Here is an 18,086-nt window from a genome sequence, read left to right on the forward strand (position 1 = left end):
TTGCGTGAAATGACGGGAGGTACTTCATGAGTGGATCCTCTGAGTGTTTTTATGATCCCATCCAGCCTGAGCTCTTATATCTACACAGCGTAACGACGTATAAGCTGGAAACAATCTATCATCGCCATAATGCATACGAGATCTACCTGTTTCTTCGTGGCAACGTTCACTTTTATGTAGAAAATCGATGTTACCATGTACAGCCTGGTGATCTGCTTGTGATGTCACCCGAGGAGATGCACCGAGCCTTTATTCTGGATGAATCTGAGTATGAGCGAATTACAATCAATCTCAAAAAAAAATATCTATTTCAGCTTTCCACACCATCAACCAATCTATCATCATGTTTTGATCATCGCCCCAAAGGAACAGGCAACATCGTGCATTTAGACGACTATAACTTGAAGCAGATGCTGCAATGTACGAACGAACTGGAAAGATTGCTTGCTTCCGATGCTTATGGCACCGATATCAAAATAAATGCAGCCGTAGCCCAATTGTTGGTCATGATTAACGTCTGGTTTCATAACAATTCCTTTGTTCCCAATGACATTATGCCTGAACTGGTTCGTGAAACCATGGATTATATTGAAACACATCTGAATCAAGATATTACACTTCGCAAACTTGCCGAAGTGTTCTACATGAACAGTACTTATATCAGCCGCCAGTTCAAAAAGCATACTGGATTAACAATCCGTTCCTACATTTTGGGTCGTCGTATTGAACGGGCCAAATTCCACCTGTCTGAAGGAATGAGTATTACGGATGCATGCTTTCAATCGGGCTTTAGTGACTATGCCAATTTTATTCGCAGTTTTACCAAAATGGTCGGCATCTCCCCCGGTAGATATATCAAACAAAGACGTGATGCAATGGAAGCACTGCCAAGATAATGATGAGCTCATTCAATTTAAACTAAAAAACATCAAGCCATCCTGCATGGCTCGATGTTTTTTAGTTCTTGATATATTTCGGATCTGCAAACAACTCATTATTGTAATTATACGCTAGTTAATTGATCTCTTTACCCGTCCACAATCGAACGCGATCTTTAATCCACTCCGTATACTGCTGTTCCATGGCTACTGCACCTGCATTATCAAGTTCGGTAATCATATTGTCGTATATGCCTTCAAAGGCACTTGGAGAGGATGTAATCGCTTCGGCGATCCGTTTCTGAATAATATCCTGCGTTTTCTGGTACACAACGTTATAATCCCCGCTATCCGAAGGAATCGGCATATTGTAAGCAGCGCCCCACTCTTTCACCGGGAACTCCTCTTCCGATGGGAACAAGTCCTTCCATGTAGTGATGCCATAACCTTTCAGAGCTTCTTTCTCCTCATCAGAATAACTTTGCTGAATCTGTTCAGGATAATTCGTTGTATAGTAGTTATCCGTTGAATCTTTGACGCCATCCCCGTAATGAGCACCAAAAATGTAATACAAGCCTACTCCGGTTTCTTTGGTGAATGTGTTATTGTCTTTGTTTTTACGTTCCTGTACATCGGCCGGGATGGTGCGATCACCGTCTTCCACGTTATATTGCTCGCCTTCAACGCCCCAGTTTCTCAATACTTGCCCTTCTTCAGAAGACATCCAATCCAAAAATTTGATGGCACGGACAGGATCTTCACAATCGACTGTAATGCCAATGCCATAACCATCAAAGCCAATATTCTGGAAATCTTTACGCTGAAAACTGTCATCTAACGTTACCGGATAGAATCCGTAGGTCATATCATCTTTTCCTGCACTTTTCAAAGCATTTTCCGCATCACTGAATCCCCAGCTTGGATCAAGCAAGGATAACACGCGACCACTGGCGATTTTGGACTTATACTGGTCATCCTTCTGAACAAAACTGTCCTTGTCCAGCAAACCTTCATTGTACATCTTGTTCAACCACCGGAAATATTCCTTCTCCTCGGGACGTTTGTAATGCAGAACGGCTTCGTAGGTGTCCGGATTGATGAAATACTCACCATCTCCAGGTCCTCCAGTAGACATGACAGCTGGATCAGTAACAGTGATCATTCGCCGCCATCCATCTGCACTAAGCGTCAGCGGAATTGTGGGTTGGCCATCATCTGTGGTCGGATGTTTCTCGTAATATTCACGTAGCACATTTTCGAAATCGTTTAAGGTTTTGATCTCAGGATACCCGAGTTCCTTGACTACACGATGTTGAATGGCGGTACCATTCGTCGCATCAAAGCTGACCTGATCGATCGCACCATTCGTTGGAATCCAATAGATTGAAGGATCGTCATTACTGTATTTCAACCGATTGAAGTGCTCACCGTAGATCTTTTTCAAATTGGGGGCGTGTTCTTCGATCAGATCCGTCAAATCAATCATTGCCCCGGCATCAACGAGTCTGGTCAAGTTACCTTTGGGGAAAATCAAATCCGGATAATCGCCGCTGGCAGCCATCAAGGAAATGCGGTCGTTTCCGCCTCCGCTCGAAATATCGAATTCTGCATCAATACTTACACCGGTTTCTTCCGTAATTTTCTTCCCTACCGCATCCTGCATTTTGTTCCAGTTGGGACTTGCATCTGCACCGAAGAAGGTAAATGTAATTGGGCTGTTGGGGTCACTCGTATTTGATTCAGAATTCTCTCCAGGGTTTCCGCAACCGGCGGAAACTAACACAACACTTGTTACGAGACATGCTCCTAGCATTTTTGAAATAGCTCTCATTATTTTTCTGCCCCCTAAATGGTGTTAGTCGTAATAACCAATCCAGACATTACGATGGTTCACTTTGAAATAGTATACGCTTACATATTCAATCGTTAGTAAACGATTACAATCCTGCCTACCCTATTCCATGTTTAAAGTATAAGGAAGTCTAATCACCCCAACCTTGATTATTAAGCCATGAAAATAGCATGATCTAGACATGTGTCTCAGTAAAAATGTGAAGACCAAAAAAGCGATGGTTGCCCATCGCCTCATAACACCCATAATACTTTTCAGTAATATAATTCCAACGTAAATCCTTGGATCTCACCTTCCACATCACGCAACAATTCCATGACTTGGTCAGCGTAATCTCCAAGAATCTCTTTGCTTTTCTCAAAACCAATCCATTGAACAGTAAGCGGCATGCTTACAGCCCCAGTTAAGACATCCCATAGAGCGTCCAAATTGCCTCCATAGCTCTCGTCTAACTCAAGCTGGTTCTGCAAAATTTGATGAAGCTCTTCCTTGCTGTGAAAGTCGTTTCCGTTAATCTGAATGATGCTCATATCATTTCCTCCGTTTATTTTAACTGTTCAAATGACTTGTAATGATCTGTCGTCTGGTAGATTAGACCGTCATTCGAGTATAGAATTCGGTCGCTTCCGCGCCGTCCTCCTGAGTAATTTATATCGGCTTCGTACCAGATCCGGCCTTTTTTGTTGGGGAGTAATCCTTCCCGGTTCCTGAATACGTCGCCGCCGATGCTTTTGCCTGGAGCGACTTCTCGCAGGTTACCTTCGCTTGGTTCCCATCCCAGATCTCTTGCCTCTTTCTTGGTAATATAATTTGGTGGGAGTTCATTGTGCTCCGAGATATAGTCGGCAACCTCATCAAATCCCATATCCTCCGAAACTTGAGGTGATCCAAGATCACGCAAAGACTCTGACGTACAACCTGAGAACAATAATGCAGCGAGGATGATCACTAACGTGTAAGCAAATTTTCTGAAAAACATTATCTTTTCTCCTTTTGATGTTCTTGCTCTTGCTGTCTTCCGTTTTGGTGCTAATTCGATGACAATGCTTCTAATGTTAACGATTTGTGCTAATTAAAGCAATTCTATAAACCAATCATTGAGACAAATCCAATCGGTAAAAGCAGCTAAGCCTGCTCTGCTCCATTGAAGCATTATTCTTATTCTACAACAAAAAAAGCCGCTAAAATAGCGACTTTAATCGTACCATGATCATTACCATTCAACACATTCATTTAGTACATTATTTTAATTTACCCATCCAGTTCTCTAGGGCTATAACTACCTCTTCCAACTGCTTTTCTTCTGTAATTGCAGGTTGATTATCTCCTTTTTGCATGCCGTATGAGCCAAATTGACCGTGATTTCCACCCTCAATACTCACATATGTCGTGTCTTCCGGAAGATTTGCTTTGGAGTTCTCCCAGTCTTCTCTATTAAGCACTCCGTCATCCGAGCCTGTAATTAGTAAGATAGACAAATCCGTATTCTTCAAGCTACCTCCTTCATCTGCATAAGAAGCCATGAAAAAGACACCTTCCAACTTCTCATTGTGCTCCGCAGCATACCGTGATGCAAATGACCCTCCCAAAGAATGGCCACCAATAACAAACGCTTCGTCAGGATGTTCCTCGATAAAGGAATCGGCCTTGTTCTGACCGAAAATCGCCAAGTTTATTGGCATGTTCGCGATATAGACGCGGTGACCCTGTTCTGCCATTTCTCTGGCAAGTGGAGAATAACTTTCAGGTTCAACCAGACCGCCTGGATAAAAAATAATATTTGATTTGGTTATCTCTGTACCCACGGGTTCAAATCGGTAACCGTCCTTAATCTTGGCGACATTAACCTGAGCATCACTTGTCATCGCCGTTTCAGCTCGCTCAGAGGGACTATACGTAACCGAATTGAGATATACGTAAACGCCGGCCACGATGACAACGATGGACAAGATGGTCCACATGATTATTTTTTTCCATTTGTTAGTACGTTGTGTCGTTTTCAACCTTAAAACCACCTTAGTATGAGGATAATGATATGTCTTTTTTAACTCTCCATAATTATACTTACCGGTAAGTATAATTACAAGATGATTTTGCTTACTATCGTTATTTGTCATAAAATATTCATGGAGGGAAGTTCAATGACAGAAAAATCACCCAAACGATTGCCTGGAAGACCCAAACATGGCAACGACGATATCTCAATTCAGCAAACCATTATTCAAACGGCTTCACAGTTATTCATGGAGTATGGCTACGAAACAGTCACGCTTCAGCAAATTGGCAAAACATGTAGCGTATCAAAACCAACCATTTATTATCATTTCACCAGCAAACCAGAGCTTTTTAAGGTTGCCTTTACAACGATGCTACAGAATGTGAGCCGGTTAACCTCGCTTATCCTTGATCAAGCCGAGAATCTGGAGTCGGGGCTTGTTCGTCTGGCAGAGGCCAGACTGGGCAATCCCCATGCGGAGATTGAAACCATGCTCAGAGAAGCTGAGCTTTTTCTTGAACCAACTCAAATTCAGGATATACGCAACGCGGAGCATCAGATTCACGAAGTGTTAGCCTCTCATTTCCAACGGGCAATGGATGAAAACAGACTGCGGACGGACGATCCGTTTTTCCTGGCAGAGACCTTCTCGACATTGATGCTAATGGGTAATCGGGAAGATAACCTGCATAAATATGTTCCAATTTTTCACTAGGCCAAAGACTAGTAGATATTTTCATTCGCGGAGCGCAGTAAAAATTCAGGGCAACAAGGAGTGCTGACATGAATATCCCTAGAGGAACCTATGGGTTTCGATTTGCGGAAAACAAGGAGCTCCAATTGTGTGTACTGTATGCGGCTGGATGTGATTCAATAACCGATCCTTCTTATCATTGGGATGGACTCGAACGTTCGGACGGGCCTCTCCTGTTATTCCAATATACAATTTCGGGTGAAGGTGTATTTGAGTCGAATAATCGCATTCATCAGGTTAACGCAGGACAAGCTTTTTTAGCGGAAATTCCAGGGCCACATCGCTATTACTATCATTCAGCATCCAAAGAACCTTGGGCGTTTCTGTTCCTGCTGTTCAGGCCCACTCTTATTCTGCCCCATTGGCGAAAATTCCTTCGGGAAGCTGGAGAAGTTCCCTATTTACCCGCTGATTGTACACCCATCCGACTGTTGCGGATGATCGTGACTGATGCGGCGGCAGGCAGAATCACTGATCCTCTGATCGCATCATCGAGCGTATATCAGTTCATGACAGAATTGACTCGATTACAGAAAACAACATTGCGCAACAGGGAAAATTGGTCTAAAAGCATTCAAATAGCCGTGGAATACATAGAAAACAACTACTCCAAGATGATCAGTATGGATCAGCTCGCGGAGCATGTTTCCCTTTCCAAATATCACTTTATACGTCGCTTTTCCTCCAGTACGGGCTTGACGCCAGGTGTTTATCTGACTCGTGTACGTACCGAGAAAGCAATGGAACTGCTGCGTGGAACTACTCTTAGCATAGAAGTCATCGCCGAGCAAGTCGGGTATTCCAGCGGAAGTTATTTTATCAAAGCCTTTCGCAGCATAACAGGCGTTACGCCAGGTGAATTTCGCAGTGGCGGAGAAAGCCTTGTGTACCGTAAATTATTCTTCGATTAACCGCAATATTTTGCTATTCCACACTCAACATCACTGTAGATATTAATAAAATCCTTTATTATGATGAATTGTGCGAGAGCAATAATTAATCCATAAAGGAGCATTCCCATGAATCATACGCTTGCAGCATCAACTCCACCGCTTGGCTGGAACAGCTGGGATTGTTACGGCGCGGCCGTTACGGAAGACGAAATTCGTGGCAACGCCGAGTACATGGCAGAACATCTTAAAGACTTCGGCTGGAGCTATATTACGGTCGACATTCAATGGTACGAGCCTTTGGCCAATTCTTCGCAATATCGTCCGTTCGTTCCACTCATCATGGATGAATATTCGCGGCTTATGCCTGCCGAGAATCGGTTTCCCTCCGCTGCAGGTGGACAGGGATTTAAGCCATTAGCCGACTACGTCCATAGTCTTGGGCTGCAATTTGGCATTCACATCATGCGCGGTATTCCACGTCAAGCTGCACATGCGGCTACTCCGATCCTGGGTACAACCGCCACTGCGCGCGATATTGCTCATCCGAACTCCATCTGTCCGTGGAATACAGATATGTATGGTGTCGATAGCTCGAAAGAAGGCGCACAAGCCTACTACGATTCCCTTTTTGAACTGTATGCACAATGGGGCGTTGACTTGGTGAAGGTAGACGATATTGCTGCTTCAAGGCTCTATGACACCCATCAGCCCGAGATCGAAATGATATCCAAAGCGATTGAGCGCTCAGGTCGGCCCATGGTACTAAGTCTCTCTCCTGGCCCAGCTCCGGTGGAATACTCAGAATTCTTAGCTGATCATGCCAACATGTGGCGTGTCACGGACGATTTCTGGGACCTTTGGCCGCTGTTATTGGATATGTTCGACCGCTGCCAGACGTGGCAGGGCGTTCCTCAAGCAGGCTGCTGGCCAGACTGTGATATGTTGCCTTTGGGTCATATCGGTATCCGTTCTGTAGACGGTGGTGGAGCAGATCGTTGGACTCGGTTCACGCCTGACGAGCAATTGACGATGATGTCACTGTGGAGTATCTTCCGTTCCCCGCTCATTTTTGGTGGTGAACTGCGAGATAATGATGACTGGACACTATCCCTGTTAACCAATCGTGAGGTTCTGCGAATGCATCGTGAGAGTTACGGAGCCAAAGAAGCCTTACGCAAAGACGATCTTATTGTGTGGACTGCCCAGCATGCGGATGGCTCGTCTTACGTGGCTGTGTTTAACATCGGTGAGAATGCTCTACCTGTGAATCTGTCCATTGATGAGGTCGGATTGTCCGGCATTACCGAAGGTACTGAATTGTGGAGCCAAGAAGCAGCTGAATTTACAAAGAATTCCTTAGTAACGACTGTACCTTCGCACGGTGTGCGTCTCTATCGCTTTTCCTAAGCTTCCAAAAGAAAAAGAGAGGTCTGTCGTTTTAAATAGACAGACCTCTCTCTCATATCTTGTTCATCGTTAAGATGAACTCGAATGATGAACAGTTTTGGACATACGTCCAAACTGAAGCACATATAGCATAGTTATCGCAATAACAAACAAGGCGAGCACAATAAATATATTACTGTACACAAAAGCTGTCTTATCTTGAATCAGAGGGTTAAGTTGAAGCGTGTCTGTTCCCCCGTCAAGCACCTTTCCTAGGGCAGCAGTAGACACAGACACTGCAATGAAGTTAAACATGGATAGCAACCCCATCCCTATTCCAATTTGCTCTTTGGGAAGCGTCTGAGCAATGGTATTTGATACCGCAATTTGCAAATAAGACTGACCCAGAACACCAAAAACAAGAAAAAAGGAAATCAAGACCGGTGCAGCACCTACAACGAACGATAAGCTTATAAAACCAACAACAAGTAGTGAAGATGCCGTATACAGTAAAAAAGGATTCCCTTTTTCATCCGCAAGCCTTCCACCTCTGCGTCCGAGAAGTGCAGCTACGAGCGCAGAAGGTAGCATAATGACACCTGTCAATGCTGGAGATAGACCATGTACTTCCGAGAGCAATTGTGGCGTAGTAAATGGAATAGCAGGACTGATAGCGACCAGAAGGAATGCAATTCCCATTCCAGCTGAATATGCCTTGTTTTGAAATACGGCCAGTTTTACAAACGGCACTTCCGCATAACGAATACGCATGATGAACAGTATTAATAAGACCATTCCTATTAATAGAAACCATGCATTAGATTGGGTTAATGAGAGCAACAGTGTAGCAACTGTTCCTGCTAATAACGCTCCACCCAAATAATCCATTTTTTCACTGCCGCCTTTTTCTTCATCCAGGTATTTTCGATAAAAAGGAAGCGTAGCAAGAGAAAGTAATGGGATTACAAAAAGAAATTCCCAACTCAAAGCGCTCGATACAAATCCGGCCACGATCGGAGCAAGGGCATTTCCAAGAGCTATACCAATGGCAGAGGTACCCAAGGCTTGCCCGCGTTTCTCCGGTGCGAAGTATCGAACGGGAATAATCATGGCCAATGCAGGTATGACCGCTGCACCAGCAGCCTGTACGATCCGTGCGATAATAACCATCCAATACTCTGTTGCCACAATCCCCAGAAGAGAGCCTGCTGCCAATATCCAAAGACCAAACGAAATTAGAACCTTCATACTGTATTTATCGGTAAGTTTCCCGTAAGTCACTGTACCAATCGCATATACAACTAAATAACCTGTAACGATCCAGCTCGCTTGAGAAGCAGTAAGTTGGAACTCTTCACCAATCACAGGTAATACAACATTAAACATCATTCCATTCATGACTGATATAATCAGTGTGAAAACAAGAACACGGAGTAATAACGCTTCTTTATTGGTGTTCATCATACTCTCCTCAATTCTTTTGAATATATTTAGTCTGTCAGTACTTACTGTCATTAAAAAGCTTAAAAAAACTAGGGAGTTAATGCCCTAGTAAACGTCCATACACTCTCTGTAATGATGCCTTCCAATGAGAGCCCTGGAAAAAGCACTTCTTCTTCGAGATTATTTATGAATACGCCATAATTCAATGACATGAATGAAAAAGCTTGCAGTTCAGGATTGATTTTAGCCAACTTTCCTTTATCATACATGATATTAAAGTAATTGGTTAAAATATCCAAAAGTTGTTGAGGATGCTTTACCGTTCTCTCTCTATAACCGGGTAGATTCTCTACTTCTTTCAGGCTAATCATAAACAATTTTCGATTACGGTTCATGATATTATGATATGTCTTGCTGATTAGCATCAAATCTGTATACAGGTCCCATACGAGTTTTTCATTGAAGATTCTGGTCATCTCTTCTGCATAATGATATTGGTCAAAGGCAGTCTCTAACAAGTTTTGTTTGGTTCCAAAGAGACGAAACAAGGTTTTCTCACTTAGTCCGGCTGTTGTGGCTATTTCCTGTGTCGTCACACTTTTATAGCCTTTTTTTGAAATTAAATCGATAGCCGTCAACATTAATTTTTCTTTACTGCTAAGATTGCTGCTAATGGACATGTCTATATACCTCCTCTCTGGATGTCAGTAATCACTGTCATGGATGAAATAATAACTAATGAGCTTGTTGTTGTCAAGGTATATTTCCAATAATACTTGAACGCACAAAAAAAGCCGCTAACTTAGCGACCTCGAAGGAAATATGATCTTATAATTTTGATATCGAATGACAAGCTACCTTCATGATGCCCTTCTATTCATAAATCTATTTTCTTGATGGAGATGACGGCTTTTCCTTTCACACGACCTTCTCCAAGATCTTGAATGGCCTGAGCTGCTTCATTTAATGCGTACTCGCGGTGAACAATCGGCAAGACATGGCCTGATTCAACAAGTTCTCTCCATACCTCTTGATCCTCATGATTCGGTTTATGGATGAGAAGCATTATTTTCTTATGTTCAAATTTGGCAATGAACGGTGCACATATCAGATTGAGAAGAATTTGCGGCATTGGACCTCCGATCATCACGTACCTGCCTCCGCTAACTAGTGCACGTTTCAAAGCAAAAACCGAATGCTTCCCGATGACATCCAGAATCAGGTCGTATTGTACACCTACTGCAGTGAAATTCGCTTTCCTATAATCCAACACATAGTCAGCTCCCACAGCATGCAGCATGTCGAGCTTTTCAGCACTGTCAACGCCAGTCACCTCAGCCCCAAGCAATTTGGCATATTGGATGGCAAATGTCCCGACTCCACCACCTGCGCCATTAATCAGAACACGCTGTCCCTTTTGCAGCTCTCCCCGATCACGTAAACCTTGCAAAGCCAAAACGGCTGCCTGAGGAATAGCTGCCGCTTGCACATAGTTGATACCGGCGGGTTTGGGTGTCAAGGCCTTCTCAGCTGCACATACATATTCCGCGAATCCACCCCACCCGCAACCGGAAAGATCTCCGAACACCTCGTCTCCTGGTTTGAACCGTGTAGCAGAAGCTCCAACGGCGATTACGCGCCCTGCCACATCTGCGCCAAGAATTCGATAACGAGGCTGCCTTGCCGCGCCGATACGGTTAACGAGTGGTTTCCCGCGCAATAGATCCCAATCCCATGAATTTACCGAAGTGGCATAGACCTCAATTAACACTTCGTGATCTTTAGGCACAGGAATGGACACCTTCTCCAATCGAAGTACGTCTGGGGTTCCGTAAGTATCATACACCATAGCATTCATTGAGTTGATCTGCTCTCCGGGTAATCCTGCTTGATTCGTTTCTTCTTCCATGATCATTCTCCATTCGATAGACATATGTGTATCCATGGTCAATTACGCATACCCAGTCTTCCCGTCAAAACAATGATACGTAAACCATTTTCAGTGGTTTCAATCAAAATAAGCAGAATGTTGGAATACTTAAATTGCGAGATCATCCATGGCTTGAACGGCCAGATGAAATGCTTTAATCCTTCTTTCCAGAAGAGTCTTTTGAGGGCTACCTTCTTTGGACTTGGCATACATGTTCTCAAGGGATGGAAACAATCCAATCAAGACAAGACGGGCTTCTGCTATATCTTCCTTGGTGTATGAATGAGCTTTTTGATTCCACTGTTTATCCAACAGTGCGAGGCCGATGTAAAAAGCTTGGAGACGTTTCTGTAACAATGTCGTGTTATTCCTATTCTGAGTCATATTCACTAAGGCATTTTCCGATTTGCGGATGGTTGATTGAAAGGCTTTGATCGATTCAAGTTGATCTTCTTGTGACACATTATCCATGGAGGACAGACCTCTCTTTCTTGCTAGATTTGGACGGTATTCAAATATATTAAATCACCTCATAAATATAACAAAAAAAGCCGCTAAAACTAGCGACTTTCAATGTGATAACTGTATAGTCTTGATCAGTTCTAGAGTACCTTTTCCAAAAAGCTGATCGTCCGTTCATTCTTCGGATTTCCAAATATCTCTTCAGGAGTGCCCTGCTCGACAATATAACCACCGTCCATGAAGATTACGCGATCAGCTACTTCACGGGCAAAACCCATCTCATGGGTAACGATCATCATCGTCATGCCTTCGCTCGCGAGGTCCTTCATAACACCAAGGACTTCTCCTACCATCTCAGGGTCGAGCGCCGAAGTTGGTTCATCAAATAACATAACGTCCGGATTCATAGCAAGTGCACGAGCAATCGCAACCCGTTGCTTTTGTCCACCTGACAGTTGTGTTGGGAAGCTATCTGCTTTATCAGACAGACCCACACGCTCAAGTAATTTGAGTGCTGTATCACGCGCCTGCTGGGCATTTAATATCCCGAGTTCTCTTGGCGCAAACATAATGTTCTTAAGTACACTAAAATGAGGGAACAAGTTAAAATGTTGAAATACCATTCCAATATTTTCGCGAGCTTTGTTCAGGTTCGTTTTAGGGTCATTCAGATCCTGATCATCCACGATAACCCGCCCTGCCGTAATGGCATCTAATTGGTTGATGCAGCGCAAGAAGGTACTTTTTCCTGAACCGGAAGGCCCGATGACACAGACGACTTCTCCTTCGTTGACCGCCACATCAATTCCCTTGAGAACCTGATTTGTGCCGAAACTTTTTTTCAAACCTTCAACTTTTATTTTAGCCACGACGAACCTTCACCTCCAGATAATCAGCAATTTTGGTCAATGTGATGATAACAATCAGGTACATAACCGCAACCGTTAACCAAATGTCAAAAGAGGAGAACGTTCTTGCAATTACAATTTTACCCGATTGTGTCAACTCTACGAGACCAATAACGGATAAGATTGACGTATCCTTCAACGTGATAACCATCTGGTTAATGAAGGACGGAATCATAACCCGCACTGCCTGCGGAATGACAATCTTTATCATCGCTTTGCGATAAGGAAGTCCCAATGAACGGGCAGCTTCCATCTGACCACGATCAATCGATTGAATCCCGCCTCGGATAATTTCGGTTACGTACGCCCCTGCATTCAGACTAAGTGTCAGAATAGCCGCCAGGAACAATGGCATCGTGAAGCCCATCGCCTGTGGAATCCCGAAATAGATAAAGAATGCTAAGACAATCAGCGGAATGCCGCGGAAGATATCTACAAATACAGTGGCAACACCACGAAGGAATTTATTCTGTCCCACCTTCATAAATCCGAAAATCAGACCGATGATAAACGCGAAGAACAGTGACACAATCGTGTAAACGAGTGTGTTTCCCAGACCTTTAAACAGGGCAGGAAGAGATTTCTGAATTAGCTCCCAGCGTCCTTGATTGGCGACAGTCGGCGCGTTCTCACCAAGATATTTCTCGGTAATGCGCTTATACTCGCCGTTAGCTTTGATATTGGCGAGACCTGTATTAAACATCTCCAGAAGCTCCTGGTTTTTCCCCTTGCTTACTGCAAAACCGTAAGGCGCGCCGTCTTCTTTGTCGGTAACAATTTTCAAACCGTTGTTCTGATTAACCCCATAGGCCAGTACAGGATAATCTTCAAAACAGGCTACGGAATTACCAGTTTTTACGTCTTCATACATTTGGTATGACTCATCGAACGGAACGATCGTAAATCCGTACTCTGAAGCGATGGACTCTGCAAAACTAAACCCTTCTGTTCCGGTTTTTACAGCTACCTTCTGTCCACGAAGGTCTTCATAACTCTTAATTGTGTCATTGTTGGCACTAACACCCATAACGACACCTGATTCAAAATAAGTATCAGAAAAATCAAATTTCGCTTTTCTTTCATCCGTAATACTCATCCCTGCGATCACACCATCGACTTGATTCGCCTCAAGTGCCTGTACAGCTGCGTTAAATCCCAGAGATTTAATTTGATAATTAAAATTTTGATCTTTGGCGATTGCATCCAGCAAATCCATATCGATACCAACAAAATCACCATTCTCATCTTCATATTCGAATGGAGCAAATGTGACATCAGTTCCGATAACATAAGTTTTACCGGAATCGGACGCTGCAGCAGCGTTCCCTACCCATCCTGATAGACCGCTCACCAAGAGCAGCATCAGTGAAAGTATAAAAAATGAGATCTTCGTTGTTTTCATGTGTCCTCCCCGTCTCGGTGTTGTCCGAATAATCATTATTTTCTTTGGAATCGGTATTACGGTTATGCTTTCTCTCGTTTTTCTGCCCATTTGATTGTTATTATTTACTGTATATTAACAATCAATGCTTTGCCTTTCCACTTGCAACATTTTCCTCCATCATTTTTTCCAACCAGTAAAAGTCCTTTTAATACTTACCCTTTAGGTAAGCTTTGCGAAACCCAATATTACATTGTGAATCTGAAAAAAGGTACATTTACTTTAAAACGTATTATTTAAAATTTAAAACTCAAAAAAAGCCGCGATTTCCGCGACTTTTTGTTGTACAGTTTTTTTATCATCTATTAATTTGCTCTGGTTGTCAATACAATCTCGAACTTCGAACCAGCTTTACCCGCGAACACAATGGTTCCGTTCTCAGGCAATACAATTTCGTTTTGTCCACTGACCACTGTATGATTAATGCCTACGCCCGCTTGGTCGTATACAGCAAATGCGCTGTTTGACGACATCTTGACCTTCATTTCTTTACCTGCAACGGATGCCGGAATTGAAAACCATGTGGTATGGCCATTCGCTTGAATGGTTGTCTTCGATTGTTTTCCCGTATAGATCGGTTTTATAATTTCTTGAGCAGCATAGACGTTGCCTCCAGCTGTAACGTATTCCACGCCATTTTCCTCATAGAAATTGAACTCCATCGTGTCACGGCCCGCCAATCCAGGAATTTGTAATTGGTTCACAGCTTGGTTAGCTCCAACGATTTTATTCGTGTAGACATAACCCGGTAGCTCATTAAAAGTATGAATGGGAATCATCGGCATCGCTGCGTTGTACAGTGTTGATGTGTATTTTTCATTGACCAACACGTAGGCTTTGCCTTCCCGTTTCTGCCATGCGGCCTTTACTTCTTCCGACAATTCATTGGTTTCAAGCTTTTCTGCCTTATATTCCGAAGAAGCAACTTGCCCAAGCCCAGGAACAGACTGATACGAGCGAGACCACAAGTAAGTGTTCCCATTGACTTCCTGAACGAACTTCAGCTTTTCCGTAGCCGCATCATTAACAAATGAGCCATCAATGGTGTACGTATAGGTCTGATCAGGACTGTTAGGAGACGACAGATTAGATAGCGTTAATTGCCCGTCATCTGTTACGTCCATCTTCATTAACATGTTTGCCCCACCAGCGTACATGCCTGTGTGCTGTGTAAGTTCCTTCGGCATGGTTGTTTTCACCGGTGCATCATGTGACTTCTCCGGCTTACGCTCTGGAATGATATTCTTCTCCTCAAGCGCGCCAAGCAACAGCTCAGTTGCCAGCAATTGATCCGTTGAGCTATGACCACCCGAAGAAGTTACGGCAGCAGCCATATTATATTCCGGTAGCACAATCAATGAGGAGTGATAGGTTATTGTATTGCCGCCTTTGCTTACTGCCTGGATGCCGTAATCATTAAAAGGAAACAGGTTCACGCTGTCCCATCCCAGGCCATAGCCAATGGACGAATCGCCTTCTTCCGGCCACATGCCTCTTTTGTATTCTTCTTGCTCCATGGCCTCTACAGACTCCTGTGAAAGAACAATTTCAACCTCACCGGTAAAGATTTTCGAGAACTGAACCAGATCTTCAGCGGTGGAATAGATGCCTCCCGAGGCAATCATATTTGTAGTCTCTAATGGAAGTTGCTCCTCATGCGATGGGGAATATGTTGCTGCCATCTGGCTAAGGTCCACAATATCCTGCGGTGTTTTGGTATGCTCCATACCAAGGGGTTCTGTTATGTACCGGTGCATGAAATCGGTAAAACTCATGCCGCTGACCCGCTCAACCAGAATCTCAGCTAATGTAAAACCATCATTACTATACACCGAGTATGTGCCAGGATCGGCCTTCAGATGTTGCGTCGCCAATTGTTCCAATAACGTATCATGTGCATAGGTATCATTATCTCCAAACAGTATTGCACTGTTACTTGACGTTCCGAGAAGTCCGGATGAATGATTCAGTAACATGCGCGGGGTGATTTGTTGGTAACGTTTGTCTTTCATTTTAAAGTCTGGAATATACTTCACGGCAGGCTCATCAAGATCGATCTTGCCCTGATCAACGAGCTTCATTACGGCGGTGGTGAGCACCATTTTGCTGGTTGAACCAATGCCATACATGGTATCTGAAGAAAGCGGGATGTTGTTTTTCAGATCATTTTTGCCTGCCTGACCGGAGATCACAATCTCACCATCATCCATCAGTGCGTACTGCACACTTGTCGTAGCGTATGATTCGGTAAGTATCTTCGCCTTAGCACTTGCTGCCTTTTTAGTTACATCATACGTAGGGCTACTACCGTTACTGGTAGCGGGTGTGGCCATGGCCGACATTGGGGACATCATTGCAAACACCAAAGTTATGGCGGCGATAGAAGTTCGTTTCTTTCGTGTCAATCTCATCTTCTCCTGTCTAGTCTATGGATTAGGAATCTCTGTGTTAGTACTCCAGCAGTGTAACCGAAGAAGATGAACTGTCTGTGGCTTGAATATGAATCGAGTATGAACCAAGCAGGATCAACCCAAATAGGTAGGACACACGGTGAAAATCGCTTTAGTCCAGCTTTGTTTTGTTTGCAAATTAAACTTTTGCTATAATGGTTATCAATCAATGGACTGCCAATAACATCCATAACTACATAAGTAACTGCAATCCATAATGTCAGTATGAGCACTGGAGTTGAAGCAATGCTAAAAGTTAATCGGAATGACCAACGCCCGATCTGGCAGCAACTTTTGGATCAAGCGATTCATAATATCACAACCGGGAAATGGCAACCAGGCGAATTGCTGCTCCCCTCACGCGAACTTGCTCAATTAATTGGTGTTTCACGCTCAACCATACAGATTGTGTACGAGGAATTATTCAGCCGAGGGTATACGGTAACCTCCCGACGAGCCGGGACAAGGGTTAGTGATTGGACTTATGCACCTCGTTCATCAGAAGACGTCACGATGCAAGGGCCTATTCCGCCCGAACTGCCTACACTAAACGAATCGATTGGTCATCTGCATAGTTGGTTCGGAAATAGAGACAATCGCAAAATAGAAATTGATTTTAATCCCCACGAGCCTTATCTGGATGAAAGTTTCACAAAAGCCTGGAGGCAATCCTTTTTACAAGCTTCCACTGAACCTAATCTGGATATATGGGCTTATGGCGATGCCAGAGGGTTACTGGCGTTAAGAGAACAGATTCAGCGTTATTTGTCACTTGAACGAGGCATTCATATCGATGTTGATCAAATCTTGTTAACCTCAGGTGCACAACATAGCATTGATTTAATTGCCCAGGCACTCTTAAGTGAGGGAGACAGAGTTTCCGTAGAAGATCCCGGCTTCCCTGCCGCTTGGATGGCGATGAAATACCGCCGGATGCAAGTGGATCCGATTCCAGTCGATGAGTATGGATTAAGTGTAGATCATATTCACCCACAGACGAAACTTGTATTTGTCACACCTTCTCATCAATGCGCCGTTGGTGTTATTATGTCGGAGCCACGCAGGCAACAATTGATGCACTTGGCAGCTCATCATCGATATTGGATTGTTGAGGATGACTACGATAGCGAATTTAGGTACCGTGGAGATCCACTTCCAACTATATTTAGTCAACAACCTCAGAATACGCTTTATATGATGAGTTTTTCCAAAATGGTTGCACCAGGCATTCGACTATCCGCTATCATCGGTCCCAAAATAGCCATCAATCGCCTTACCCAAGTTCATGAATTAACCTATCGTCATCTGCCGATTATGGAACAATTAACGCTAACTCATTTTATTGAGCGTGGTCATTTTATGCGCCATATGAGAAGAGTTCGGAACATATATCGACGCAGACACGAAGTCATGACCAAAGCCATTGTTGCTTCAGGGCTGGGCTCACGATTTACATTAAGTGGTGTGGAGACGGGATTACATATGCTTCTAGAATCTGAAACGTCATTTGACGAAGAAGCGCTGACGAATGCCGCCCTTGATCAAGGTGTACGCGTGTATCCACTTAGTAGGTATTGCTTGGAGAGTCATCGAAAAGGATGGATATTAGGTTTTGCGAAAGTGGATGAGGAGCAGATTGAGGACGGCATACGCCGGCTTGCAAAGATTGTATTATGATGGAGAACATGCTCTC

16 protein-coding genes are annotated in these 18,086 nt (G+C 43.7%); 5 read left to right on the plus strand and 11 right to left on the minus strand.

What is annotated here, in order from left to right; translation table 11 throughout:
* Positions 1-26 precede the first annotated feature (26 nt).
* Positions 27-896 (plus strand): helix-turn-helix domain-containing protein, encoded by an 870-nt coding sequence (locus tag QF049_RS08665; protein WP_307536577.1) that lies wholly within the window; start codon positions 27-29, stop codon positions 894-896.
* 118 nt (positions 897-1,014) lie between these two features.
* On the opposite strand, the gene QF049_RS08670 is transcribed toward QF049_RS08665, so the two are convergent.
* The 4 genes from QF049_RS08670 to QF049_RS08685 form a co-directional block, all read right to left on the minus strand.
* Positions 1,015-2,709 (minus strand): ABC transporter substrate-binding protein, encoded by a 1,695-nt coding sequence (locus tag QF049_RS08670; RefSeq protein ID WP_307536578.1) that lies wholly within the window; start codon positions 2,707-2,709, stop codon positions 1,015-1,017.
* A gap of 275 nt (positions 2,710-2,984) precedes the next feature.
* Positions 2,985-3,260, minus strand: a complete 276-nt coding sequence (locus QF049_RS08675; protein WP_017688496.1) for a barstar family protein — start codon at positions 3,258-3,260, stop codon at positions 2,985-2,987.
* A 14-nt stretch (positions 3,261-3,274) separates the two neighbouring features.
* Positions 3,275-3,709 carry a ribonuclease domain-containing protein gene (locus QF049_RS08680; RefSeq protein ID WP_036615937.1) on the minus strand — a complete coding sequence of 145 codons (435 nt, stop codon included), beginning with the start codon at positions 3,707-3,709 and terminating at the stop codon, positions 3,275-3,277.
* 262 nt (positions 3,710-3,971) lie between these two features.
* A complete protein-coding gene (locus QF049_RS08685; RefSeq protein ID WP_307536582.1) occupies positions 3,972-4,733 on the minus strand; it encodes an alpha/beta hydrolase in 762 nt (253 codons plus the stop codon).
* A gap of 138 nt (positions 4,734-4,871) precedes the next feature.
* On the opposite strand from QF049_RS08685, the gene QF049_RS08690 reads away from it, so the two are divergent.
* The 3 genes from QF049_RS08690 (at position 4,872) to QF049_RS08700 (ending at position 7,780) form a co-directional block, all read left to right on the plus strand.
* Complete coding sequence (locus QF049_RS08690) at positions 4,872-5,441, plus strand: TetR/AcrR family transcriptional regulator (RefSeq protein ID WP_307536584.1); 570 nt, start codon at positions 4,872-4,874, stop codon at positions 5,439-5,441.
* A 68-nt stretch (positions 5,442-5,509) separates the two neighbouring features.
* Positions 5,510-6,391 (plus strand): AraC family transcriptional regulator, encoded by an 882-nt coding sequence (locus QF049_RS08695; RefSeq protein ID WP_307536587.1) that lies wholly within the window; start codon positions 5,510-5,512, stop codon positions 6,389-6,391.
* 108 nt (positions 6,392-6,499) lie between these two features.
* A complete protein-coding gene (locus QF049_RS08700; protein WP_307536589.1) occupies positions 6,500-7,780 on the plus strand; it encodes a glycoside hydrolase family 27 protein in 1,281 nt (426 codons plus the stop codon).
* Positions 7,781-7,849: 69 nt separating this feature from the next.
* Here the strand turns inward: QF049_RS08700 and QF049_RS08705 are convergent, their stop codons facing one another.
* The 7 genes from QF049_RS08705 to QF049_RS08735 form a co-directional block, all read right to left on the minus strand.
* Positions 7,850-9,220 carry an MFS transporter gene (locus QF049_RS08705; protein WP_307536591.1) on the minus strand — a complete coding sequence of 457 codons (1,371 nt, stop codon included), beginning with the start codon at positions 9,218-9,220 and terminating at the stop codon, positions 7,850-7,852.
* Positions 9,221-9,291: 71 nt separating this feature from the next.
* Positions 9,292-9,882: a TetR/AcrR family transcriptional regulator gene (locus QF049_RS08710; protein WP_307536593.1), complete on the minus strand. Its 591-nt coding sequence runs from the start codon at positions 9,880-9,882 to the stop codon at positions 9,292-9,294.
* A gap of 197 nt (positions 9,883-10,079) precedes the next feature.
* Positions 10,080-11,147 (minus strand): NAD(P)-dependent alcohol dehydrogenase, encoded by a 1,068-nt coding sequence (locus QF049_RS08715; protein WP_307536595.1) that lies wholly within the window; start codon positions 11,145-11,147, stop codon positions 10,080-10,082.
* A 93-nt stretch (positions 11,148-11,240) separates the two neighbouring features.
* Positions 11,241-11,603, minus strand: coding sequence for a hypothetical protein (locus tag QF049_RS08720; RefSeq protein WP_307536598.1), 363 nt, complete (start codon positions 11,601-11,603; stop codon positions 11,241-11,243).
* A 131-nt stretch (positions 11,604-11,734) separates the two neighbouring features.
* On the minus strand, positions 11,735-12,463 hold the full coding sequence (locus QF049_RS08725; protein ID WP_307536600.1) for an amino acid ABC transporter ATP-binding protein: 729 nt from the start codon (positions 12,461-12,463) through the stop codon (positions 11,735-11,737).
* Positions 12,456-13,904 (minus strand): amino acid ABC transporter substrate-binding protein/permease, encoded by a 1,449-nt coding sequence (locus tag QF049_RS08730; protein ID WP_307536602.1) that lies wholly within the window; start codon positions 13,902-13,904, stop codon positions 12,456-12,458. Before QF049_RS08730 ends, QF049_RS08725 begins: the two co-directional genes overlap by 8 nt.
* A gap of 344 nt (positions 13,905-14,248) precedes the next feature.
* Positions 14,249-16,354 carry a serine hydrolase domain-containing protein gene (locus QF049_RS08735; protein ID WP_307536604.1) on the minus strand — a complete coding sequence of 702 codons (2,106 nt, stop codon included), beginning with the start codon at positions 16,352-16,354 and terminating at the stop codon, positions 14,249-14,251.
* Positions 16,355-16,639: 285 nt separating this feature from the next.
* Between QF049_RS08735 and pdxR the strand changes: the two genes are divergently transcribed.
* A complete protein-coding gene (gene pdxR / locus QF049_RS08740) occupies positions 16,640-18,070 on the plus strand; it encodes a MocR-like pyridoxine biosynthesis transcription factor PdxR (RefSeq protein WP_105598700.1) in 1,431 nt (476 codons plus the stop codon).
* Positions 18,071-18,086 lie beyond the last annotated feature (16 nt).

Source organism: Paenibacillus sp. W4I10 (genome assembly GCF_030816325.1).
Lineage (GTDB): Bacteria > Bacillota > Bacilli > Paenibacillales > Paenibacillaceae > Paenibacillus > Paenibacillus amylolyticus_B.

Bases quoted from the DNA above. Each gene is read 5' to 3' on its own strand.
- QF049_RS08700 (WP_307536589.1), top strand. From the start codon at position 6,500: ATGAATCATACGCTTGCAGCATCAACTCCACCGCTTGGCTGGAACAGC.
- QF049_RS08710 (WP_307536593.1), bottom strand. From the start codon at position 9,882: ATGTCCATTAGCAGCAATCTTAGCAGTAAAGAAAAATTAATGTTGACG.
- QF049_RS08720 (WP_307536598.1), bottom strand. From the start codon at position 11,603: ATGGATAATGTGTCACAAGAAGATCAACTTGAATCGATCAAAGCCTTT.
- QF049_RS08680 (WP_036615937.1), bottom strand. From the start codon at position 3,709: ATGTTTTTCAGAAAATTTGCTTACACGTTAGTGATCATCCTCGCTGCA.
- QF049_RS08665 (WP_307536577.1), top strand. From the start codon at position 27: ATGAGTGGATCCTCTGAGTGTTTTTATGATCCCATCCAGCCTGAGCTC.
- QF049_RS08715 (WP_307536595.1), bottom strand. From the start codon at position 11,147: ATGGATACACATATGTCTATCGAATGGAGAATGATCATGGAAGAAGAA.
- QF049_RS08695 (WP_307536587.1), top strand. From the start codon at position 5,510: ATGAATATCCCTAGAGGAACCTATGGGTTTCGATTTGCGGAAAACAAG.
- QF049_RS08705 (WP_307536591.1), bottom strand. From the start codon at position 9,220: ATGAACACCAATAAAGAAGCGTTATTACTCCGTGTTCTTGTTTTCACA.
- QF049_RS08670 (WP_307536578.1), bottom strand. From the start codon at position 2,709: ATGAGAGCTATTTCAAAAATGCTAGGAGCATGTCTCGTAACAAGTGTT.
- QF049_RS08735 (WP_307536604.1), bottom strand. From the start codon at position 16,354: ATGAGATTGACACGAAAGAAACGAACTTCTATCGCCGCCATAACTTTG.
- QF049_RS08675 (WP_017688496.1), bottom strand. From the start codon at position 3,260: ATGAGCATCATTCAGATTAACGGAAACGACTTTCACAGCAAGGAAGAG.
- QF049_RS08730 (WP_307536602.1), bottom strand. From the start codon at position 13,904: ATGAAAACAACGAAGATCTCATTTTTTATACTTTCACTGATGCTGCTC.
- pdxR (WP_105598700.1), top strand. From the start codon at position 16,640: ATGCTAAAAGTTAATCGGAATGACCAACGCCCGATCTGGCAGCAACTT.
- QF049_RS08690 (WP_307536584.1), top strand. From the start codon at position 4,872: ATGACAGAAAAATCACCCAAACGATTGCCTGGAAGACCCAAACATGGC.